Origin of the sequence: Lentzea sp. DG1S-22, assembly GCF_036321065.1 — a bacterium.
In the GTDB taxonomy this organism is placed as follows: Bacteria; Actinomycetota; Actinomycetes; order Mycobacteriales; family Pseudonocardiaceae; genus Lentzea; species Lentzea jiangxiensis.
Genome location: NZ_CP143276.1, coordinates 4222745 through 4242077 on the forward strand (window position 1 = coordinate 4222745; position 19333 = coordinate 4242077).

General features: G+C 68.2%; 31 protein-coding genes, 1 tRNA gene and 1 pseudogene. 26 read left to right on the plus strand and 7 right to left on the minus strand.

The features are described from left to right. Nucleotides 1–174: 174 nt before the first annotated feature. From V1227_RS19000 to V1227_RS19085, 18 genes are all read left to right on the plus strand, one after another. On the plus strand, nucleotides 175–450 hold the full coding sequence (locus tag V1227_RS19000) for a hypothetical protein (RefSeq protein ID WP_329793897.1): 276 nt from the start codon (nucleotides 175–177) through the stop codon (nucleotides 448–450). Then, on the plus strand, nucleotides 447–1349 hold the full coding sequence (locus V1227_RS19005) for a RecB family exonuclease (protein ID WP_329793898.1): 903 nt from the start codon (nucleotides 447–449) through the stop codon (nucleotides 1347–1349). The genes V1227_RS19000 and V1227_RS19005 overlap by 4 nt, the downstream gene beginning before the upstream one ends. Before the next feature lie 35 nt (nucleotides 1350–1384). Beyond that, nucleotides 1385–1930, plus strand: coding sequence for a hypothetical protein (locus tag V1227_RS19010; protein ID WP_329793899.1), 546 nt, complete (start codon nucleotides 1385–1387; stop codon nucleotides 1928–1930). A gap of 46 nt (nucleotides 1931–1976) precedes the next feature. After that, nucleotides 1977–2246: a hypothetical protein gene (locus V1227_RS19015; protein WP_329793900.1), complete on the plus strand. Its 270-nt coding sequence runs from the start codon at nucleotides 1977–1979 to the stop codon at nucleotides 2244–2246. A 149-nt stretch (nucleotides 2247–2395) separates the two neighbouring features. Then, the gene (locus V1227_RS19020) at nucleotides 2396–2827 is read left to right on the plus strand and encodes a hypothetical protein (RefSeq protein ID WP_329793901.1); all 432 of its coding nucleotides are present in this window, start codon (nucleotides 2396–2398) and stop codon (nucleotides 2825–2827) included. Then, nucleotides 2827–3087, plus strand: coding sequence for a hypothetical protein (locus tag V1227_RS19025; protein ID WP_329793902.1), 261 nt, complete (start codon nucleotides 2827–2829; stop codon nucleotides 3085–3087). The genes V1227_RS19020 and V1227_RS19025 overlap by 1 nt, the downstream gene beginning before the upstream one ends. A gap of 72 nt (nucleotides 3088–3159) precedes the next feature. Continuing rightward, nucleotides 3160–3936, plus strand: a complete 777-nt coding sequence (locus V1227_RS19030; protein ID WP_329793903.1) for an AAA family ATPase — start codon at nucleotides 3160–3162, stop codon at nucleotides 3934–3936. Then, nucleotides 3933–4310: a hypothetical protein gene (locus V1227_RS19035; RefSeq protein ID WP_329793904.1), complete on the plus strand. Its 378-nt coding sequence runs from the start codon at nucleotides 3933–3935 to the stop codon at nucleotides 4308–4310. The genes V1227_RS19030 and V1227_RS19035 overlap by 4 nt, the downstream gene beginning before the upstream one ends. Next, nucleotides 4307–4627 (plus strand): hypothetical protein, encoded by a 321-nt coding sequence (locus V1227_RS19040; protein ID WP_329793905.1) that lies wholly within the window; start codon nucleotides 4307–4309, stop codon nucleotides 4625–4627. Before V1227_RS19035 ends, V1227_RS19040 begins: the two co-directional genes overlap by 4 nt. After that, entirely contained in the window at nucleotides 4624–5007 is a 384-nt protein-coding gene (locus tag V1227_RS19045) for a CHC2 zinc finger domain-containing protein (RefSeq protein WP_329793907.1), read from the plus strand. The genes V1227_RS19040 and V1227_RS19045 overlap by 4 nt, the downstream gene beginning before the upstream one ends. Before the next feature lie 73 nt (nucleotides 5008–5080). Next, complete coding sequence (locus V1227_RS19050) at nucleotides 5081–5518, plus strand: toprim domain-containing protein (protein WP_329793908.1); 438 nt, start codon at nucleotides 5081–5083, stop codon at nucleotides 5516–5518. 100 nt (nucleotides 5519–5618) lie between these two features. Then, entirely contained in the window at nucleotides 5619–6062 is a 444-nt protein-coding gene (locus V1227_RS19055) for a hypothetical protein (RefSeq protein ID WP_329793909.1), read from the plus strand. Continuing rightward, on the plus strand, nucleotides 6059–6247 hold the full coding sequence (locus V1227_RS19060) for a hypothetical protein (protein ID WP_266038230.1): 189 nt from the start codon (nucleotides 6059–6061) through the stop codon (nucleotides 6245–6247). The genes V1227_RS19055 and V1227_RS19060 overlap by 4 nt, the downstream gene beginning before the upstream one ends. Then, on the plus strand, nucleotides 6244–6624 hold the full coding sequence (locus tag V1227_RS19065; RefSeq protein WP_329793910.1) for a hypothetical protein: 381 nt from the start codon (nucleotides 6244–6246) through the stop codon (nucleotides 6622–6624). Before V1227_RS19060 ends, V1227_RS19065 begins: the two co-directional genes overlap by 4 nt. Then, complete coding sequence (locus tag V1227_RS19070; RefSeq protein WP_329793911.1) at nucleotides 6621–6842, plus strand: hypothetical protein; 222 nt, start codon at nucleotides 6621–6623, stop codon at nucleotides 6840–6842. The genes V1227_RS19065 and V1227_RS19070 overlap by 4 nt, the downstream gene beginning before the upstream one ends. After that, complete coding sequence (locus tag V1227_RS19075; RefSeq protein ID WP_329793912.1) at nucleotides 6835–8019, plus strand: hypothetical protein; 1185 nt, start codon at nucleotides 6835–6837, stop codon at nucleotides 8017–8019. The genes V1227_RS19070 and V1227_RS19075 overlap by 8 nt, the downstream gene beginning before the upstream one ends. Beyond that, nucleotides 8016–8315, plus strand: coding sequence for a hypothetical protein (locus V1227_RS19080; RefSeq protein WP_329793913.1), 300 nt, complete (start codon nucleotides 8016–8018; stop codon nucleotides 8313–8315). Before V1227_RS19075 ends, V1227_RS19080 begins: the two co-directional genes overlap by 4 nt. Nucleotides 8316–8410: 95 nt before the next feature. After that, nucleotides 8411–8680, plus strand: coding sequence for a sigma factor-like helix-turn-helix DNA-binding protein (locus V1227_RS19085; RefSeq protein WP_329793914.1), 270 nt, complete (start codon nucleotides 8411–8413; stop codon nucleotides 8678–8680). A gap of 69 nt (nucleotides 8681–8749) precedes the next feature. On the opposite strand, the gene V1227_RS19090 is transcribed toward V1227_RS19085, so the two are convergent. From V1227_RS19090 to V1227_RS19105, 4 genes are all read right to left on the minus strand, one after another. Further along, complete coding sequence (locus V1227_RS19090) at nucleotides 8750–9547, minus strand: phosphotransferase family protein (protein ID WP_329793915.1); 798 nt, start codon at nucleotides 9545–9547, stop codon at nucleotides 8750–8752. Nucleotides 9548–9641: 94 nt separating this feature from the next. Then, nucleotides 9642–10115 (minus strand): glycine-rich domain-containing protein, encoded by a 474-nt coding sequence (locus V1227_RS19095; RefSeq protein WP_329793916.1) that lies wholly within the window; start codon nucleotides 10113–10115, stop codon nucleotides 9642–9644. Between the two features lie 49 nt (nucleotides 10116–10164). Beyond that, nucleotides 10165–10242 (minus strand) — tRNA-Leu (locus tag V1227_RS19100). 200 nt (nucleotides 10243–10442) lie between these two features. Then, nucleotides 10443–10748 (minus strand): hypothetical protein, encoded by a 306-nt coding sequence (locus V1227_RS19105; protein WP_329793917.1) that lies wholly within the window; start codon nucleotides 10746–10748, stop codon nucleotides 10443–10445. A 294-nt stretch (nucleotides 10749–11042) separates the two neighbouring features. Between V1227_RS19105 and V1227_RS19110 the strand changes: the two genes are divergently transcribed. From V1227_RS19110 to V1227_RS19120, 3 genes are all read left to right on the plus strand, one after another. Further along, nucleotides 11043–12191 (plus strand): helix-turn-helix domain-containing protein, encoded by a 1149-nt coding sequence (locus tag V1227_RS19110; RefSeq protein ID WP_442916509.1) that lies wholly within the window; start codon nucleotides 11043–11045, stop codon nucleotides 12189–12191. An 84-nt stretch (nucleotides 12192–12275) separates the two neighbouring features. Continuing rightward, entirely contained in the window at nucleotides 12276–12584 is a 309-nt protein-coding gene (locus V1227_RS19115; RefSeq protein ID WP_329793919.1) for a hypothetical protein, read from the plus strand. A gap of 309 nt (nucleotides 12585–12893) precedes the next feature. Beyond that, on the plus strand, nucleotides 12894–13184 hold the full coding sequence (locus V1227_RS19120; protein WP_329793920.1) for a hypothetical protein: 291 nt from the start codon (nucleotides 12894–12896) through the stop codon (nucleotides 13182–13184). On the opposite strand, the gene V1227_RS19125 is transcribed toward V1227_RS19120, so the two are convergent. After that, a complete protein-coding gene (locus V1227_RS19125) occupies nucleotides 13168–14154 on the minus strand; it encodes an aldo/keto reductase family protein (RefSeq protein WP_329793921.1) in 987 nt (328 codons plus the stop codon). The genes V1227_RS19120 and V1227_RS19125 overlap by 17 nt on opposite strands. Nucleotides 14155–14512: 358 nt before the next feature. On the opposite strand from V1227_RS19125, the gene V1227_RS19130 reads away from it, so the two are divergent. Together V1227_RS19130 and V1227_RS19135 are read left to right on the plus strand one after the other, a co-directional pair. Next, nucleotides 14513–14818, plus strand: coding sequence for a hypothetical protein (locus V1227_RS19130; RefSeq protein WP_329793922.1), 306 nt, complete (start codon nucleotides 14513–14515; stop codon nucleotides 14816–14818). Between the two features lie 53 nt (nucleotides 14819–14871). Beyond that, nucleotides 14872–15624: pseudogene (locus V1227_RS19135) on the plus strand (aldo/keto reductase); the annotation flags it as partial. A gap of 9 nt (nucleotides 15625–15633) precedes the next feature. Here V1227_RS19135 and V1227_RS19140 read toward each other — a convergent pair. Continuing rightward, nucleotides 15634–15834: a hypothetical protein gene (locus V1227_RS19140; RefSeq protein WP_236223554.1), complete on the minus strand. Its 201-nt coding sequence runs from the start codon at nucleotides 15832–15834 to the stop codon at nucleotides 15634–15636. Nucleotides 15835–15850: 16 nt separating this feature from the next. On the opposite strand from V1227_RS19140, the gene cobU reads away from it, so the two are divergent. Genes cobU through cobS form a run of 3 tightly spaced genes read left to right on the plus strand, consistent with a single transcriptional unit; the run spans nucleotide 15851 to nucleotide 18157 of the window. Beyond that, entirely contained in the window at nucleotides 15851–16405 is a 555-nt protein-coding gene (gene cobU, locus V1227_RS19145; RefSeq protein ID WP_329793923.1) for a bifunctional adenosylcobinamide kinase/adenosylcobinamide-phosphate guanylyltransferase, read from the plus strand. Further along, nucleotides 16398–17459 carry a nicotinate-nucleotide--dimethylbenzimidazole phosphoribosyltransferase gene (gene cobT, locus V1227_RS19150; protein ID WP_329793924.1) on the plus strand — a complete coding sequence of 354 codons (1062 nt, stop codon included), beginning with the start codon at nucleotides 16398–16400 and terminating at the stop codon, nucleotides 17457–17459. The genes cobU and cobT overlap by 8 nt, the downstream gene beginning before the upstream one ends. Then, on the plus strand, nucleotides 17456–18157 hold the full coding sequence (cobS, locus tag V1227_RS19155) for an adenosylcobinamide-GDP ribazoletransferase (protein ID WP_329793925.1): 702 nt from the start codon (nucleotides 17456–17458) through the stop codon (nucleotides 18155–18157). The genes cobT and cobS overlap by 4 nt, the downstream gene beginning before the upstream one ends. Here the strand turns inward: cobS and V1227_RS19160 are convergent. After that, complete coding sequence (locus tag V1227_RS19160; protein ID WP_329793926.1) at nucleotides 18154–19242, minus strand: branched-chain amino acid aminotransferase; 1089 nt, start codon at nucleotides 19240–19242, stop codon at nucleotides 18154–18156. The genes cobS and V1227_RS19160 overlap by 4 nt on opposite strands. Between the last annotated feature and the right edge of the window lie 91 nt (nucleotides 19243–19333).

The following is a 19333-nucleotide window of genomic DNA, read 5'->3' on the forward strand; positions in this document are numbered from 1 at the left end:
GGTAGAACAGAGGAGAACTTCTCAAGTTACCCGATCTCAACCTACCCAAAAGGACGCTCCTCAGTGCACACGGCACCACTGCATGACACGGCCCCAACACGTGCGGTTCCGACCGTCTTCGACGGCGACGACCGCGCAGCTTCGGACGCCAGGGCGACGCCCCTCCTGACGGGCATGGCGGCTGGACGGGTCCGCTTCTACCTCGACACCGAGGAGTTCAACTTCTACGTCGATGTCGCGCCCGACACCGCCTCTCGCTGGGTGGCGCACACGCTGACCCACCTCGCGCTGCTCGGCTACGAGCCGATCCCCCTGGACGAGTGCGAGGCCGAGCTGCTCGACGACGGCTGGGTGCGCCGCTACCTGGTGCCGATCGAGCCCGTCGAGGACGCCGACATCGCCCCCGAGATCATCGTCCCGGAGATTGTCGCGCCGCGGGTGGGCGCTTGACCATCCAGGTTCCCAGCAGGCTGTCCTACTCCTCGTTGTCGTCCTACTCCGAGTGCGGGGAGCGCTGGCGCCTGGAGCGCGGCCACAAGCTCAACGGCTCCACCTGGTACGCGACGGTTGCCGGCTCAGCGGTGCACACGATCACCGAGGCCCACGACCTCAACGAGGTCGGTCGTCGAGTCGGTGAGATCCCCAGCTTCAAGGAGACGTTCGACAGCCTGCTCGCCAAGGAGCGCAAGAACGGCGTCGAGGTCAAGCCCTCGGGCAAGAAGCTCAAGAACATCGGCCCCACGGGCGGGCCGAACAAGAAGGACTACGAGTGGTGGCTGGTCTACGGCCCCATCTACGTGGAGAAGTGGCTGGCCTGGAAGGCCGCCAGCGACTGGAAGATCGCGATCCTGCCGGACGGCTCGGTCGGGATCGAGGTCATGGTCAACGAGAACGTGGCGGGCGACCCCTTCCTGGGCTTCATCGACCGCGTCTACATCACGCCGGACGGCCAGGTCGTCATCGTCGACCTCAAGACTGGTGCGGTGCCGCTGTCCTCGGTCCAGCTCGGCAGCTATCGAGTGGCCCTGTGGCGCAAGTACGGCATCGACGCCGAGTGGGGCGCCTACTGGATGGCGAGCGACGGCGAGCTGACCGGCCTCAAAGACCTCACGGTCTACAGCGACGAGTACATCGACGCGCAGTACGCGATGGCGTGGACGGGCATTCGCAACGGCGTCTTCCTGCCGAACGTCACGTCGCTGTGTCGAGGGTGCGGAGTGCGGGACTACTGCCGTGCGGTCGGCGGTCGGCGCTCGAATGAGCTGCCGATCCGGGATGACCTCATCCTCGCGCCGCCGGTGAGCCAGGCCACAGACTCTCAAGTTGCACAATCATCTCCGATTGGGTAACCTGAGAACATCGAACGAGAGGAGCCCACACCCTAGTGAGCAACGAGAACAGCAAGGCCCGCGGGATCACGGTCACCATCAAGGGCAAGGGCGACAAGGCCGACCCCTGGGCCGTCTTCTACGGCTCGCCGGCCGAGATCCGCGACGACCTCATCGTCTTCTTCGGCCTCGACTCCTACGCGACGGAGCAGCGCACGCTGCACGAGCTGGTTCAGCTCGCCGCGAAGGTCGCCTCGGGCGCCCCGATGCCCGCGGGGATGCAGGCCAGCAGCTCCGGCGAGTCAGAGGCGGAAGCCGAGGCTCGGGCGATGAAGTTGCTCAAGGACGAGCTGGGCGCAAAGCCGGTCACGGAGACGACCACCGCAGAGGATGTCTGGGCCAGCGCCAGCTCCTCGCCTGCGGACCCGCCCTGGCCGACCGACGACAAGCCGGCCGTGAACCCGATGCTGGCGCAGATCGAGGCCTGCGCGTCGGTCGAGGCGCTCAAGAAGCTCTGGGCCGCGAACCAGGCCGCCTTCGCGGACGGCTCCCTGATGGACGCCTACAAGGCCAAGGGCCGGGCACTCAAGGCTGCCGTCTGATCTTGCGCCTGTCCCTCGTCCCGTCTCGTTAGGAGGTCCCGCACCCGTGTTCAAGAACCCCTTCTCGAAGTCCGTCGAGCCCGCCGAGCCGTCGCTGTCCGAGCGGCTGACCCTGGCTGACGTCCAGGCCGGTCGTGCCCTGGCGCAGTTCACCGAGGCCGCGGAGGCACTGGAGAGCGCTGCCCGCGAGCAGGAGATGGTCGCGCAGGAGACGGCGGCCCAGATCGAGACGCTCGCCGGCCAGGCTGCGTTCGCCGAGTTCTCGGCCGCGCAGAACCGCGCCTCCGCGAAGAAGCTCCGCGAGATCACGCGCTAACAGGGGTTGCACTTCCAATCCGGATTGTGTAACCTGAGAACATCTTCGGCGAGGCGCTGACCTCGCCTTTCTTCGAGTCGCATGGGTAACCTGAGACATGCGGCTCTCCGCTTCACCTCATCACCCCCAACCTAGGGAGAACCCCAACAGTGCTGACCTTCGCCGACATCCCCAACCAGTCCGGTGGCTGGCTGAAGCCCGCCGAACTCCAGGGCGCTGTCGCGATCCTCGTTGAGGTCAAGAGCTTCGAGCGCCAGCGGCCGACGCCGCACGGCCCCAAGGACTCGGCCCTCGTCGACATCTCGGCCTTCCAGACCGCGGCCAACCTCGACAGCGGCGAGCCGGAGATCCAGCAGGGCGTCCGCGTCGAGCAGACCGTCCTGGCCCGCGACCTCGGCCAGCTCGTCGGTCAGGCCACCGTCGTGACCCTGGCGCAGGTGCCGAGCAAGACGCCCGGCAGCAAGCCCGCCTGGGTGTGGCGTCAGGTCGACCGCGCCACGATGCAGAAGGTCGTGGCCTACGCGACCAAGCGCGAGGCCGCCCTCCAGGCCGCCATGTCGGACGCGCCCGACTTCGACTGATGGCCGAGGCGCAGCAGGGCACGAGGCGGGCCTCCCGGTCCGCCTCCGCCCCCACCCCCAGCGTGGCTCGGCTCGTGCACTACACGACCGACCCTGGCGGCGCCACGCGCGCCGCGCTCATCACCGACGTTCATGAGGACGGCTCCACCGCGGACCTGCTGATCTTCAACCAGGTCGCCCCGTACGCGCACCCACTGCCCGGCGTGCCGTACGCGGAGGAGCCGACCCCTGGTCACTACCACTGGCCCCCGCGGGTCTAGGAGGCATCGCAGTTGCTCACGCCCTCGCGGTCGCTGAGTCTGCACGCCGAGTCCGGCCGTGAGCTTCCTCGGGTGCCTGCATTCCAGAGTCTGTACGACCTGGGATGCAGGCCCCGTCACGGGGAAGTGATCATGATCGCCGGTCGGTCAGGCACGCAGAAGTCCGGCCTGGCGCTGTTCTGGGTCGCGCAGATGAACCTGCCGACGCTGTACTTCAGCGCCGACATGAGCGCCTTCACCGCCTCGTCCCGCCTTGCGTCGATGGCCCTCGGGCACACGACGGAGATGGTCGAGGCGGGCATGGCCGAAGGCGGCCACCACCGCCAGAAGTACCTCGACGCCCTCGCCGGCTCCCGCATCACCTTCAGCTTCGGCTCGCCGATCACCTGGCAGGCGGTCGACGAGGAGCTGGAGGCGTACATCGAACTGTGGGACGAGTACCCGCAGGTCATCGTCTTCGACAACCTGATGGACTTCGACGGGGCCGAGTCCGACTACACCGAGCAAATGGCGGTGATGAGTTCGGCCACCGAGCTTGCCCGCGCCACGGGCGCGACCGTCATCCTCCTGCATCACGCCAGCGACAAGTCCTGGGAAGCCAAGAGCGACCCGTGGGCGCCGCCGTCCCGCGACCAGGTCAAGGGTGGCCTGTCGGAGAAGCCGGAGCTGTCGCTGTCCGTGGCCCTGGACCCGACGTCGCTCATCTACCGCATCGCGGTGATCAAGCAGCGCATGGGGCCGTCCGACCCGACAGCGCGCACCTACGCGGCACTGCGCTGCGAGCCCGACAAGACGCGCTTCCACGCGATCGACACCCACAACCCCGCATTGGCAGGTGTTTCACTTTGACCGACACCGCGAAGCGCAACGCCGCCAACCGGCGCCGCGGCGCCCAGTGGCAGAGCGACCTCCGCAACGGCCTGCGTGACGCGGGCCTGGACGTGGAGCGCCTCGTGCTGACCGGCAAGGAAGACGAGGGCGACCTCGTGGTCCGCGACTTCGCCAACCCTGGCGAGTTCGTCGTGATCGAGGCCAAGGCCGGCCAACTCCACGTGACGGAGTTCGTCCGCCAGGCCCTGGCCGAGGGCGGCCACTTCGCCAAGCACCGCAACCTCGACCGGGCGCGCGTCGCCAGCATCGCCGTGGTCAAGCGCCGGGGCATGAACTGGAAGGACGCGCTCGTCCTGACGACCGTGGGCGACTACTTCGGGTTGACCAGGTGACCAACGAGCACCTGAAGCCCTACCTCGCCGTCATCTCCAACACGCTGGACGAGCTCGCCGCGCAGGCCGAGATCCGCGGCGGCGAGTGGCAGGAGTGGATGGACCTGCGCGCCTGGCCGCAGGGCACCGACACCGCCACCGTCGAGTTCGAGATCGACGCCCGACTGGAAGCCGACGACCTCGGCATCGAGCACTGGGGCGTCCGCCAGATCCGCGCCGCCGAACTGCTCTTCGACGTCGTGCCGACGCCGGCCAGCCTCGCCGAGTTGGGCTACGACCGGACGACCGGCACCCTGCGCGGCCGGAAGTTGGCGTGACGGATGTCGAGCGCCCGGACCTGGGCGCGCTCTTCGAGCACTACGGCGTCCGCTTCTCCGGCCGCACCCGCCAGATGGTCGCCTGCCCGCTGCACGAGGACCGGACTCCCTCGTGCAGCGTCGATCTCGACAAGGGTTTGTGGAACTGCCACTCCTGCGGCCGGGCGGGCGACAGCTTCAACCTGATCCAGCTCAAGGAGGACCTCGACTTTGTCGGAGCACGAACCTTTGCAGCCTCTCTCGGACTCGCAACGGGAAGCGCTGGAGGAGGCGACGACGAGCTATCAGGCAGCGCTTACGGCGGACGCCGCAAGGTGGCTTCTCGCAAGGGGAATCAGCCGCGAGGCGGCGGTTACGTTCCGGCTTGGCGTCGTCGGTGACCCTCACCCCGGACACGGGAAGTTCCGCGGCTTTCTCGCGATCCCCTACCTGGACCGCAACGGCAGGCCGCTGATGATCCGCTTCCGGTGTCTCCAGGAGCACGACCACCGGGCGCTGTTCCACGGCAAGTACATGACGCTGGAGGGTGACACCCCCCGGATGTTCAACGTCGGCGCCGTGCACGAGGCCGCGGACGAGATCCACATCTGCGAGGGCGAGCTGGACGCGGTCATCCTCCGGATGCTCGGCCTGTACGCCGTCGCCATCCCCGGCGCCAAGCTCTGGTTCGCCCGGCATCGCCGGATGCTGGCCGGCTTCTCGCGGGTGTACGTCTGGGGCGACCCGGACGACGCGGGCGCCGAGTTCGTCAGCAAGGTCACCCGCTCCCTGCGCACCGCCAAGGGTGTGCGGCTGTCGCCTCAGATCGGCGACGTCACCGACACCTACCTGGCCGGTGGCCGCGACGCCATCTTCGACGCCTTCAGGCCCAAGGAGTTGGTCGCGGCGTGACCCGCGACGTCCCCGAGGTCTGGTGGTCCGGGGACCCCGCCGACCAGCGCCACCTGCAACACCTTCCCCCGCCTACAGCGAACACCTGGAGCCCTACACAGTGTTGACCTTCACCGAGCTGACCCATTCGACCGAGCGCGTGCGCACCACCAACGGGGTCCTCGCCGAGATCCGCGCCGAGCGCAACGCCGAGGTCGCCGCCCTCGGACTGTCCACCTCCGCCGGCCAGCCGGACCGCGCGGACGGGACCGGCCCCGCCTTCGTCGGGATGCTGCACGACGCCCGCCACAACATCGACGAGGCTGCGCGGTACGGCGTGGTCTCCTGGCGCGACATGCTCCTGGAGAAGACCTCCGTGGCGCTCACCAAGCAGGACCCCAAGGACCTCGCCAGCAGCCTCATCGAGGTCGCCGCTCTCGCGGTCGAGTGGCGGGAAGCCTTGCACCGCCGCGGCACGGCACGGCTCAAGGACGCGGCGCCGGTCATGCACACGACGCAGGTCGCCAACGTCGCCGAGCTGTTCTGGGGTCCGAAGAACCCGTGACCTCACAGGACTTCGCGCACGGCCAGCTCGCTCTGGTCATCCGGTACGGCGAGGAAGACGGCGAGCTGGCCCTGTTCGTGGACGACGGCGAGGACGTCGGGCACTGGCAGTTCTTCGGGGACGAGGTCGTCGACTACCCCGAGGACGTGACCGTCGTGCAGCGCGTCGAGGTGGTGCCGGCGTGAGCACCGAGACGATCACCGTCCGAGTGCCGGTCTACCCGGCTGAGCCACGCGATCTCGGCTTCCACCCGGAGCACGACGGACTGGTTGATCGCTTCTGTGTGTTGTGCCGCAAGGTGACGCGCTCGGACGGCACGAGCGACTGGACCGGCGCCGAGTGCGACCAGGTGGTGCTGTCCGACTTCTGGGGGCCGGTGCACGCGACCTGCTACGTCCGCGCCGTCGAGGGGCAGCACGGCGTCGGGGCCTGGGTGGTGCTCGCCTCCGACATCGCCAAGCGCCCGAGTCGTTACAGCGCCTCCGACATCCGCTCCGTGCTCCGACAACTCCTCCGCATCGTGAGCAGCTCCGCTCACAGGAAGGCAGTGCAGCCCGAGTGACCGAACCCCTGCCTGGGACTCCAGGCCCCACCCTCGCGGCCCTCTGGGGCGGCCTCAACTCCGACCAGAGGGCCGCTCTGCGCCCACACCTGCTCGGCACCACCTCGGCCGACTGGTTGACCACAGTCCTGCGCGAGCACGGCCTGACCGTGTCCGCGTCCACCATCCGCAACTACCGGCGAGCCACTCGCCAGGAAGGGGGTGTCCACGTTGGCTGACAGCCTGACGGAGCAGCTCCTCGCCAAGCCGGTCGGCCCTGCGATCCCCCCGCGAGCCGCCAACCCCGAGCGTGACTTCACCCGCGCGGTCGAGGTCTCCGGCGACACCGCCGAGGTCGTCGTCCGCAGTGACGTCGAGGTCGACGAGAGCGCGGCAGCCAACTTCCTGCGCGAGAAGGGCGAAGACCCGGCGCTGTGGGAGGTAACCGGCTTCCGCTCCTCGGAGTGGACGATGGCCTCGGGCGAGACCGGCATCTCCACCCGGTACAGCTTCGCCCGTCGCGGCACCGCGGCCAGCACCGAGCGCCCGCCGCTCGATGAGCTGTTCTCCGAGATCCGCGTGCAGAAGCCGACCGCCAACCGAGCGGACGGCGACCACGGCTTCATCGTGGCCCTCGGCGACACCCAGTTCGGCAAGATCGACGGCGACGGGGTGGAGGGCACGCTCAAGCGCGCGGTCGACGGCATCGACCGGGCAGCCGAGCTGTTGGAGCTCTACCGTCAGCGGTTCGACATCGGCCACGTCCACATCGGCTGGCTGGGTGACCACACCGAGGGGTTCGTCTCGCAGGGCGGCTCGAACGTGTGGCGCACCCGGCTCACGCAGACCGAGCAGATCCGCCTGCACCGCCGGGTGATGCTGCACGCGCTGCTCACCTTCGCTCCGCTGGCTCGCCAGCTGACCCAGGCCGCGGTGCCCGGCAACCACGACCAGGCGGTTCGCATCCAGGGCAAGGGCCTGACGCGATACGACGACAGCCACGACACCGAGTCCCTGATCGCCGTCTCCGACGCCGCGAAGCTCAACCCGGACACCTTCGGACACGTGGAGTTCTACGTCCCCGAGACCGATGAGCTGACCGTCGTTCTCCCGGTAGCCGGGACCGTCGTGGCGCACGCACACGGGCACCAGTGGAAGCCCGGCAAGCACTTCGAGTGGTGGAAGGGCCAGGCGTTCAACACCGCCTCGCCGATGCATCAGGCAGACCTGCTGCTCGCCGGCCACCTGCACCACGAGCACATCGACAGCGACGGACGTCGCCTGTTCATCCAGCCGCCCGCACTGGAGTCGGAATCGACCTGGTGGCGGCACGCCAAGGGCACGACCGGGCACCCCGGCCTGATCGTCGCCGTGACCAAGGACGGGGCCGTAGGCCCACTGGAGGTGGTTCGTTGACCGACCGGACTGACTGGCGCGTGGCTCAGCTCGCCCCCGTCGTGGAGGCGATGAACATCGCCTCGGGAAGCATCGCCCGCGACTTCGGGCACGTCGTCGAGATCGCCGACCTCCGGCAGGACGCGGCCATCCTTGCCGCCACCAACCCGGACAGGGTCCTCGCCTACCTCGCGGACGAGACCAACCCCGGCCACCTCGTCCGGTGGTTCTGGTCGAGGCTGCGGGATCAGTACCGCCCGGTAGTTCGCCGGTCCAACCGGGTCGTGTCGACCGACTGCCTGGGGGCAGAAGTTTGACCTACACCCCGGAACAGGTCGAGCGGCTCCTGCCGACTGTCTGGGGTAGGGCGTGGGCCTGGGGGATGCAGAACTCCCAGGCCCCTGATCCGGACATGCCCCGAGCATCTTCCGTTGCCTCCCATGCCGGCACCTACTGGGCGCACCTGGCGGACATCAGTTCCGCCTGGCACAAGACGTACCTGACCCGCGAGCTGCGGGTCGCCCTGTTCCTCACTCACGCCTGCGGTTGGACCCAGGAAGAGATCGCCAAGCACGAGCAGGTCAGCCAGCGCGCGATCAGCAAGCGCCTGACCCGTGGCCTGGAGCTGCTCACCAACCACCTCAACAACGGGACCATCCACACGGAGGAAGCCGCCGCGTGACCTGAGGCCGGCCAGACAGCAAAGAGCCCCCGCCGATCCCTTCGGCGGGGGCTCTCGTGTGCGCAAGCTTCAGCGGCTGTTGAGCCGGTGCTCAAGCCAGCGCACCGCGGCATCCGTAGCCTCGGTCCCCGCGAACTTCCGTTCCCAGAGACGCACCAGCGAGGCCGCGAACGCTGTTATGCCGTCACGCTCTACAGAGCCGAACCCGTCGAACTGGGCGGCCCACGCCTCGGCTTCCGCTGGGGAGTGCCCGGCGGCGACCAATCGCACGACGAGGTGTGCGGCGTCGACCCATGCGGGTCCCGTCTTCCACCAAGCCCAGTCCACGACCTGTGCTCGATCTGCCACGAGGACGTTGAACGGGTTGAGGTCGGAGTGGATCAGCGCGGAGCCGCCGAGGTAGGACGGGGCACGGCGTGCCCACTCCTCGATCGTCAGCGCGTTCTCACGTGACCATGAGTGGGCGTCGTCAGGCGGTGCGAGGGCCAGTTCTTGATCCAGAGCCGCCGCCCACTGTCCCTGAATCGCGCGCCTGTCGTCCGCGATCGTTGGCGCTTCGGTCTGGCTGATCACCTGCACGGTCTTCGCCACGAGCGGCAGGTCCGGCGAGTTTGGCGAGTAGTCGGCGTGCTGCCCGGAGACGTGCTCGAATCCGAGCAGCAACCACCCATCGTTCTCGACCTGCCACAACAGCCGTGGAGCCACGTCCCGAGGCAGGAAGGGGTTCACCGCGGCTTCGTTGCGGTGCATGAAAGCCTGTCGATCGTCCGCCTTGATGCCCTTGCAGAAGATCCAGCCGCCTGCCGTCATGAGCGACGCAGCGACCGCGGAGTTGCGGCCGGCAGAGGCATCCTCCGCTTCGATCACGTGGCCCGTGTACTCGCTGACAGCGTTGGTCACACCTGCGGGCAGGTCGCTCCAGTTGAGGCGGTTAATCGTCAGACTCCTCTTGTTCGGACTGCTAGTGGAAGCCGTCGCCCTGGCCGCAGTTGGTGCACCCGGCGTGGCACTGAGAGCATTTGTCGCCGCCCGACAGCCACAGCTCCGGGTGCAGCGGCAAGCCAGCATTGGTGATGGCCTCTACCGTAGGTGCGAGCACCTCTTGAACCGCGGCCTGGTCGCGGCGCGGCGCGGTGAACTCGTCCGGCACGTGGTGGATGAAGTACCCGGCAAACTTCTCGCAGAAGGCCGCGTACTCCTTGGTGTTCAGGATGAACGTGTGCCAGCCGATGTCGACCTTCTGACTCGGGCGGAACGTGGTGCACGGGTAGGCGATGCACACGGTGAGGAAGCTCAACGTGTCCGAGATGATCCGGTCGGCCTCCACGAACTCCAGATCGTGTTCGCGCATGATCTGGTTGCGCCACTTCATACGGAACTCAGTCGAAACCCTGGCCTGGGCGAGCTTGGCCGCAGGCTCAATCGTTGCCGTCATTGCCGTCCTCTCACGATTTCCTCGATACGATCTGCTTCGCGCAGGCCGCTGGTGCCCCTGAGCGGGAGTCGAACCGCTACTGAAACCCTTTTAAGGGGTCTGCCTCTACCAGTTGGGCTACAGGGGCGAGCGCGTGCTACTTCCTCTTGCGCTTCCTCGGATTCCTCTTCCAGGTCCAGCCAAAGAGGCGCGTGTGCTTCAGTCGCTCCCAGGCGAAAACCGAGACGATGAATGCGACGGAGGCGACGGCGAGTCCAGTACCAATCCACTGTTCGGCACCCCAGGTGGCCGCGGCCAACTCTGCCGAGTGCAGGTGGGTACTCACGGTCAGATCCGGTTGCCGTTGGCTGCGACGATCTGAGGCCAGCCGAGAACCGTCCGCACTACGTCCACGGCCTTGCCCTCCGCCTTCTCTTTCGGCACGCCTCCAACCAAGCGAACTGCGCTTGCTTCGTCTTCGTCGTAGACCCGCACGATTTCGTGAATGTCCCAGCGCATCTTCACGAATCCCAGCTCGTCCGGCTCGGCCGGGTTGTCGCCGTAAGGGACTGCAATGAACCCGTTTCGAAGCAACGCCTGGAGCGCGATCATGGTCTCGATCTGCTCCGGAGTTGCCTGCTCGCCCTCACTCACCTTCCACAGTCCTTCCCAATACGAACATGAACGCCCTCCCTGAATCTGCGTGCTGCCTTCAGCGGCGGATCAAGGAGAAATCGCAGATGCACGAAACGATCACAGGAGGTGCAGCCGAGCCAGGCGTGGCAGATGCGGCACAGGTAAACGACCGCGAAGCTGAAGACAACTCCCAGCAACGCGAGCAGTGCCCCGGCGAGCATTGACCTACCTCCCGACTTGGACGGGCCGCCCCCGTCGAACGGTTTCGGGGCCGATCGGCGGGGGCTACCCAGGTCTCTATTTCTAGCCGAGATGGGATCGGTTTATGCTGGTAGAGGCCTTGCCAAGTCTTGCCAAACCGGAGGCGTTGTGTCGGAACTCGGGGCCGCACTTCGAGCGGCGCGGAATGCTGCCGGGATGAGCCTCGCCCGGATGTCCAAGGCGACCCACTACAGCGAGCCGTACCTGAGCCGAATCGAAAACGGCCTCCGCGCTGCGAAGCCAGATGTCGTTACCGCGTACGAGGATGCGCTCGGCGTGCCGCTCGGGAGCGACCCTGTGCGCCGCGCACACGAGTGGCTCCTGGCCGACTCCCCGATGGTCGAGCACCGCCGCTCCGGCCGGCAGGTCGGGAAGTCGCTCGCGGACAAACTCGACGCCCGCGTAGTCGAGCTGCGCCACCTTGACGATGTCGTCGGCAGCACCGACCTCCTCCCTGCGATCGAGAAGGAGCTGAATGAGGCCCGCGCGCTCATACGTACGAGCACCTTCACGGAGCCGATCGGCCGCCAGCTGCTGACTGCCACGGGTGAACTCGCACAGCTCGCCGGGTGGGTTGCAAGCGATGCGGGAAAGCACGCGGACGCCGAGCGGAAGTATCTCGGAGGCGTTGACGCCGCGGAGGAGGCCGGGAACAGCGCGCTCGCGGCTCAGCTCTTCTCGTCGCTGAGCTACCAGGTCGCGAACATCGGGAAGCCACAGGACGCGCTCCTGCTCGCGCGGTCAGCCGTCAAGGGGGCGCGCGACGCCACTCCGGTGGTCCGCGCACTGCTACTCGAACGTGTGGCGTGGGCGAACGCTCGAACCCGCGATCGGGACGCAACTCGTCGTGCACTGGACGCCGTGGACGATGCATACGAGGCGCGGTCGGCGGAGATCGAGGAACCCGAGTGGGTGTACTGGCTGAACCGCTCCGAGATCGACGTCATGGCCGGTCGGTGCATGATCGAGCTTGGCGACCCGGCGAAGGCCGAGCCGTTGCTGTCGAAAGCCGTGGCGACGTACCCGGAAGAGCACTCGCGCGAGGTCGCGCTGTACCTCTCGTTCCTTGCTGAGTCCTACGCCCGAACCGGCGCCTTCGACGCCGCAAAGGCCACCCTCGAACGGGCCGCGAGCTTCGCCGAAAAGATGCCCTCAGCGCGAACCGACGACCGTTTCAGCGCGGTCCGCGAGCTGCTGTAGCTCGACGCCCCGCCAGCACGCATAATCGAACATGTGATCGATGGGCTCGGGAGTCGCGCTGAACCCCCGCGCAAGATGGGGCGCGTGATCCGCTGCGACCCGAAGAAGCCGGTTTGGGTCCACCTGGACAAGCTGAACCCGATCAACGGCGCACCACGGTTCGCCTTCCCGGAGGGCATCGACCTTCAGTCGCGAGTCCCCGGCGAACTGCACTACTGGCAGATGACCACCACGGGCCACTGGGCCGGGTACGTGTCCTATCGGATCTCCCAGGAAGGCGACGGCGGGCTCCGCATGTCGCACCTGGTCATCGAGACCGCGCTTGAACCCCGCGAAGACGCTCCTGCGCGCCGCGGTGACCCTGTTTGGGAAGCGGCTTCCCTCAGGCGCTAGGCTCTGCCTGTCTCGGACCGGGATGTCCAGTCGAGCACAGGTGGGCTGAATGTTTGCTCACCCAGTGCCACTGAACTGCCCCGCGATCATGGGATGCCCGAGCGTTGCAACGTTCGGGCCGCTAATCGGAGGTTGACAGACCTTGCCGCGCGCAGTTTTTCTCGTGCGGCGAAGCGCGCCGAGGTCCTTGATCAGGGCCGCCCGAAGTCGTCGCGCTTGCACTCCCCATGAGGCAGACACACAGCACTGCTCGACCACCTGACGCGGTGGCCAGGGCTTCGGGCACTGGTCACAGACAGGTGTGTTCGCGTGCTGACGCCGTTCGTCGACTTTGCGCTCTCGGCCGGCCCCATGATCGGAACGATCGTGATCGTGGCGCTCCTCGCCACAGCGTGTCTGATAGCCGGCTTGGCCTTGAGGAAGTCACTCAAGGGCCGAAACGTCGACATCAGCATCATGGGCAGGTTCATCAAAGTGAAGGTCGAGGACTCGACCACCCAGCCGTCCGCGCTGCCGCCCGGAACGATGGGAGCCCCCGCCGACGTCAACGGGGGCTCCCAGCCGGGCCAGCAAAACCGGCCTATTAACCCTGCGCCGTAAGCCGCGGGTCGTCGGTGACAAGCCCTTCGAGCACGGAGTCAATCTTCTTGAGCAGCTCGGCGTCGAGCTTCACACCGACCGCCTTGACGTTCTCGACGACCTGCTCGGGACGCGACGCACCGATGATCGCGGATGCGACGTTCGGGTTCTGGAGCACCCACGCGACGGCGAGCTGCGCCAGCGTGAGCCCGGCTTCCTCGGCGATCGGCTTCAGGTTCTGAACCGCGTTCAGGACGTCGTCGCGCATCCACCGGGCGATCATCTTCGAGCCGCGCTCGTCGGCCGCACGCGAACCTTCCGGAAGTTCCGCGCCTGGAAGGTACTTGCCGGTCAGGATGCCCTGGGCGATCGGCGAGAAGACGATCTGGGAGATGCCCTCGCGCTCGCAGACCGGAACAACCTGAGGTTCGATGACGCGCCACAACATCGAGTACTGCGGCTGGTGGGAGATCAGCGGAACGTTCAGTTCACGGGCGAGTGCCGCACCACGGGTGATCTGCTCCGCGGTCCACTCGGACACGCCGATGTAGAGGGCCTTGCCCTGCCGGACGATGTCGGCGAACGCCAGCATCGTCTCCTCCAGCGGCACCGTGTGGTCGTACCGGTGGGCCTGGTACAGGTCGACGTAGTCCGTCTGGAGGCGCTCCAGGGAGCCGTCGATCGACTCCATGATGTGCTTGCGGCCTAGTCCCCTGTCGTTGGGGCCGCCCGGACCCGTGGGCCAGTAGACCTTTGTGAGCAGCTCATATGAGGCGCGACGCTGGCCGGCGAGCGCACGCCCGAGGACTGACTCCGCAGCCGTGTTGGCGTAGACGTCGGCGGTGTCGAAGGTCGTGATGCCCGCGTCGAGGGCGGCGCGGACGCAAGCCGTCGCCTGGTCCTCCTCGACCTGGGAGCCGTGGGTGAGCCAGTTGCCGTACGAGATTTCGCTGATGTTCAAGCCGCTGCGGCCGAGGCGTCGGAACTCCATGCCGCCAAGACTAGTCCGAAGTCCTTCGGCTTGCTAAGGAAACTCGTCGTCCCAACACACGAGCCGCTAGAATACGCGCTGGTACCATGACGTCACCAAGGGCAAGGAGCCCGCTGGTACTGGATATGCGCGGCATAAGGCCGTGGAACGCGCTCTGGAGGCGCAAACTCCCAGCACTGGCGACTGCGGCTTATTGAGGCCCTTCGGGCGGTGCGCCAAGGCTCTGCTGAGAAGGAGAGTCACCCGAGGTTGGGGCACCTACGCGGACGCAAGCGGCACTTTGCGGTTGTACGGCACGGTAGGACCACCTGAGCAGGTGGCCTGGCACTTCGGGACTGGTCGCCGGACAGGTGCGCGCGTGCTTCAGCAGTTCGGCGAGTTGGTCGCCGTCGTCGGTCCCTGGTTCGCTCTCGTCGCGTTCTGCGTCTCGCCCGTGTGGTGCTACTTCTTCGCGCGGATGGTGCTCAAGAGCCTGAAGTACCAGGGGCAGAGCGGTGTAACCGTAAAGGCGCGCATCTTCCCCCTGCCGCACGTTGACATCACGATCAACGGTCCGGTCGCCGAGCAGATCCCAGCGCCCGGTGAGCCGAAGCAGCTCCCCGCCCCGAAGCCGGAGACCGTTGGTCGAGCGAAACAGCGAAACAAGAAGTCCAGCGGCCCGTGACCCTGACCTGCGAGGATGTGTTTCGGTCTGGTTGGCCGAACCGAAACACCTTGACGAAGGTCTACTGGCCGACCGGTCCCGGCGGCCCCAACGACCGCGGGCTCGGCCGCAAGCACGTCATGGAGTCGGCCAACGCCTCCCTGAAGCGCCTGCAGACCGACTACGTCGACCTCTACCAGGCGCACCGGTACGACCACAGCGTGCCGCTGGAGGAGACGATGCTGGCGTTCGCCGACCTCGTCCGCCAGGGCAAGGTGCTCTACGTCGGCGTCTCCGAGTGGACCGCCGAGCAGATCACCCGCGGTGCCGCGCTGGCCCGCGAGCTGCAGGTGCCGTTCGTGTCGCACCAGCCGCAGTACTCGATGCTGTGGCGCGTCATCGAGCCGCAGGTCATCCCCACCTGCGAGCGCGAGGGCATCAGCCAGATCGTCTTCTCCCCCATCGCCCAGGGCATCCTGACCGGCAAGTACCTGCCGGGCGCCGAGGCTCCGGCGGGGTCGCGGCTGGCCGACGAGCGCGGCTCGCAGATGATCGCCCGCTGGATGCGCGACGACGTGCTCAACGCCGTGCAGCGGCTCAAGCCGATCGCCGACGAGGTGGGCGTCACGCTGGCGCAGCTCGCCGTCGCGTGGGTGCTGAAGAACCCGAACGTCGCCTCCGCGATCATCGGCGCCTCGCGTCCTGAGCAGGTCCGCGAGAACGTCAAGGCCGTCGACGTCGAGCTCGGCGACGACGTGCTGGAGAAGATCGACGCCGTGCTCGAGGGCGTCGTCACCGACGACCCGAGGCTGACCGCCCAGGGCTGAGCCCGCTCGTCAGGAAGCAGGGTGCAGGCTCATCGGGCCGTACACCTCGGATTCCGACCGCAGCAGCGTGACCTGCTCGACCCCGGCGTCGAGCAGGTCACGCCACCGGTCGCCGAACCACTCCTCGGCCTGCGTCTGGTCCGCGAACATCACATCCGGGCCCGTGACGTCCCGTCCCTGTGCATCCTGGTAGCGCCAGCGGTATTCCACGGACGAAGGCTAACTCTTGTCATCTCGGACGCTCGTGCTCGGCGGAGCGCGTTCCGGCAAATCGGCGCACGCGGAAGGCCTGCTCGCCGAGCCGGTCGTGACGTACGTCGCCACTGCCCGCCGCTACCCCGACGACCCGGACTGGGACGCACGGATCGCGCAGCACGTCGCGCGGCGTCCGTCCACCTGGCACACCGTCGAGGCGCCGGGTCCCGCGGACCTGCCCGCGCTGCTCACCGCCACCGCCTACGACGACCCGCCGATCCTGGTCGACGACCTGTCGACGTGGCTCGTCGGCGTGCTCGACGACGCCGGCGCGTGGGAGGGGAACGTCTCCGACGTCGTGACCGGTGCCGTCGACAAGCTCGTGTGGTCGGTCGCCACGTGCCGGGCCCGGCTCGTGCTCGTGACGGCGGAGGTCGGCCTCGGCGTCGTTCCGTCGACGCGCTCTGGCAGGCTCTTCCGCGATCACCTCGGCGCGCTCAACGCACGCGTCGCCGAGGTGTGCGACGAGGTCACCCTCCTCGTCGCGGGCATCCCGCTGAAGTTGCGGGAGAGACGACATGGTTAAGGAGCCGCAGGTGAGCACCGAGTTCCCGCCGGTGGAACCGCCGGACGAGACCGTTCTGCGCGAGGCGGAGGCGCGCCACGCGGTGCTGACCAAGCCGGTCGGCTCGCTCGGACGGCTCGAGGAGCTGGGCAACTGGGTCGCGGCCTGCCAGGGCGTCGTGCCGCCGAAGCCGTTCGTGCGGCCGCGGGTCGTCGTGTTCGCGGGCGACCACGGCATCACCGCGCAGGGCGTCTCGGCGTTCCCGAGCGAGGTGACCGGCCAGATGGTCGCGAACTTCCTCACCGGTGGCGCCGCGGTGAACGTGCTCGCGCAGGTCGCGGGCGCCACGGTGCGCGTGGTGGACATGGCGGTCGACGCGGACACCCCCGCGGCGGTCAGCCAGCACAAGGTGCGGCGCTCGTCCGGGTCGATCGACCGCGAGGACGCGCTCACCCGTGAGCAGTGCGAGCTCGCGATCGCGGCGGGCCGCGCGCTCGCCGACGAGGAGGTCGACTCGGGCGCCGACGTGCTCGTCGCCGGGGACATGGGCATCGGCAACACGACCCCCGCGGCCGTGCTGATCGCGTCGCTGACCGGGTCGGAGCCCGTCTCGGTCGTCGGGCGCGGCACCGGCATCGACGACCAGGCGTGGATGCGCAAGACGGCGGCGATCCGGGACGCGCTGCGCCGGGCCCGCCTGCAGATCAGCGACCCGGTCGCGTTGCTCGCCACGGCCGGTGGCGCGGACCTGGCGGCGATGGCCGGGTTCCTCGCGCAGGCCGCGGTCCGCAAGACCCCGGTCGTGCTCGACGGCGTCGTCGTCGGCGCGGCCGCCGTCGTCGCAGAGGAGCTCGCTCCCGGTGCGCGCGAGTGGTGGGTCGCCGGGCACCAGTCGGCCGAGCCCGCGCACGCGATCGCGCTCGGGCACCTGAACCTGAAGCCGCTGCTGGAGTTCGACATGCGGCTCGGCGAGGGGTCCGGTGCGGTGGCGGCACTGCCGCTGCTGGTGTCGGCGGTGAAGGTGCTCGCCGAGATGGCCACCTTCGAGAGCGCCGGCGTCACGAACAAAGAATGAGACTGGCTTTCTCCTGGCTGACGGTCCTGCCGCTGCGCGTCGACGACGTCGACCGCACGGCGGCGGGCCGGGCCATCGCGAGGACACCCGTCGTCGGCGTCGTGATCGGGGCGTTCGTCGTCGGCGTGCTCCACCTGCTGGCGACATCCGGTACGCCGGAGCTCGTCGCCGGGTTCCTGGCCGTCGGCGTCGTCGCCCTCGTCACGAGGGGCATGCACCTCGACGGGCTGGCCGACGTCGCCGACGGGCTGGGGTGCTACGGGCCGCCGGAACGCGCGCTCAAGGTCATGAAGGACGGCGGCGCCGGGCCGTTCGGCGTGGTCTCGCTGATCGTGGTGCTCGGCGCGCAGGCCGCCGCACTCCCCCACGCGCACTGGGGCGTCGTGCTGCTCGCGTTCGCGACGAGCCGGGCCGCGTTCGGGATCTGCTGCCTGCGCGGCGTGCCCGCGGCACGACCAGAGGGGCTCGGTGCGCTCGTCGCCGGCACACAGCACCCGGGAATCGTCATCGGGACGTGGGCCGTGCTCGCGCTCGCGGCGGTCCCGCTCGGCATCCGTGCCGTCGTCGCCGTCGTCGTAGCGGGCGCGCTGGTGTGGGGCCTCGTGAAGCACACCGGGAAGCGTTTCGGCGGCATCACCGGTGATGTGCTCGGTGCTGCCGCCGAAATCGCGCTTCTGGCCGTTCTGGTTGTCGCTTAACCCAGGGTCGTCATCCAGCCGCGGGAGTCGGTGACGTGGCCGTGCTGGAGGCCGGTCAGGCGCTCGCGCAGCTTCATCGTCACCGAGCCGGTGCCGCCGTCGGCGATGTCGAACTCGCCACCGGCGTGCTTGACGTGGCCGACCGGCGTGATGACCGCCGCCGTGCCGCAGGCGAAGACCTCGGTGAGCTCACCGGAGGCGTTGGCCTTCTCCCACTCCTCGGTCGAGATGCGCCGCTGCTCCACGGACAGGCCGAGGTCGGCGGCCAGCTCCAGCAGCGAGCTGCGGGTGATGCCCGGCAGCAGCGTGCCGGTCAGCTCCGGGGTGACGACCTTGTCGCCGAAGACGAAGAACAGGTTCATGCCGCCCATCTCCTCGACCCAGCGGCGTTCCACCGCGTCGAGCCAGACGACCTGGTCGCAGCCCTTCTCGGCGGCTTGTGCCTGGGCCACGAGGGAGGCGGCGTAGTTGCCGGCGAACTTGGCCGCGCCGGTGCCGCCGGGGGCCGCGCGGACGTACTCGGTCGAGAGCCACACGCTCACCGGGCGGACGCCGCTCGCGAAGTAGGAGCCGGCGGGGGAGGCGATCAGCACGTAGAGGTACTCGGACGCGGGTCGCACGCCGAGGCCCTTCTCCGTGGAGATCATGAACGGCCGCAGGTAGAGGGACTCCTCCTCGGCGGACGGCACCCAGCGGTTGTCGACCGCGAGGATCTGCCGCACGGACTCCAGGAAGAGCTCGTCGGGGAGTTCGGGCATCGCCATGCGGCGGGCCGAGGCGCGGAAGCGCTCGGCGTTGGCCTCAGGGCGGAAGGACGCGATCGAGCCGTCGGGCTGCCGGTAGGCCTTGAGCCCTTCGAAGATCGCCTGGCCGTAGTGCAGCACCATTGCCGCGGGGTCCAGTGCGAGGGTGGAGTACGGGCCGACTTCAGCGTCGTGCCAGCCCTTCTCGCGGTTCCAGCGGATCGTCACCATGTGGTCGGTGAAGTGCTGCCCGAAGCCCGGCTTGGCAAGTACCTCCGCTACGCGCTCCGGGGTCGCCGGGTGCGGGTGGGGAGTCCGGGTGAAAGGCAACTCGCTCGTCATGTGAGCACGGTAACCCGCTGGTCGGGATACGGAAAATCGTCTTCCCAAAACTCGGACGTCCTACTAAGTGAAGGTCTATAGAGTCCCCGTT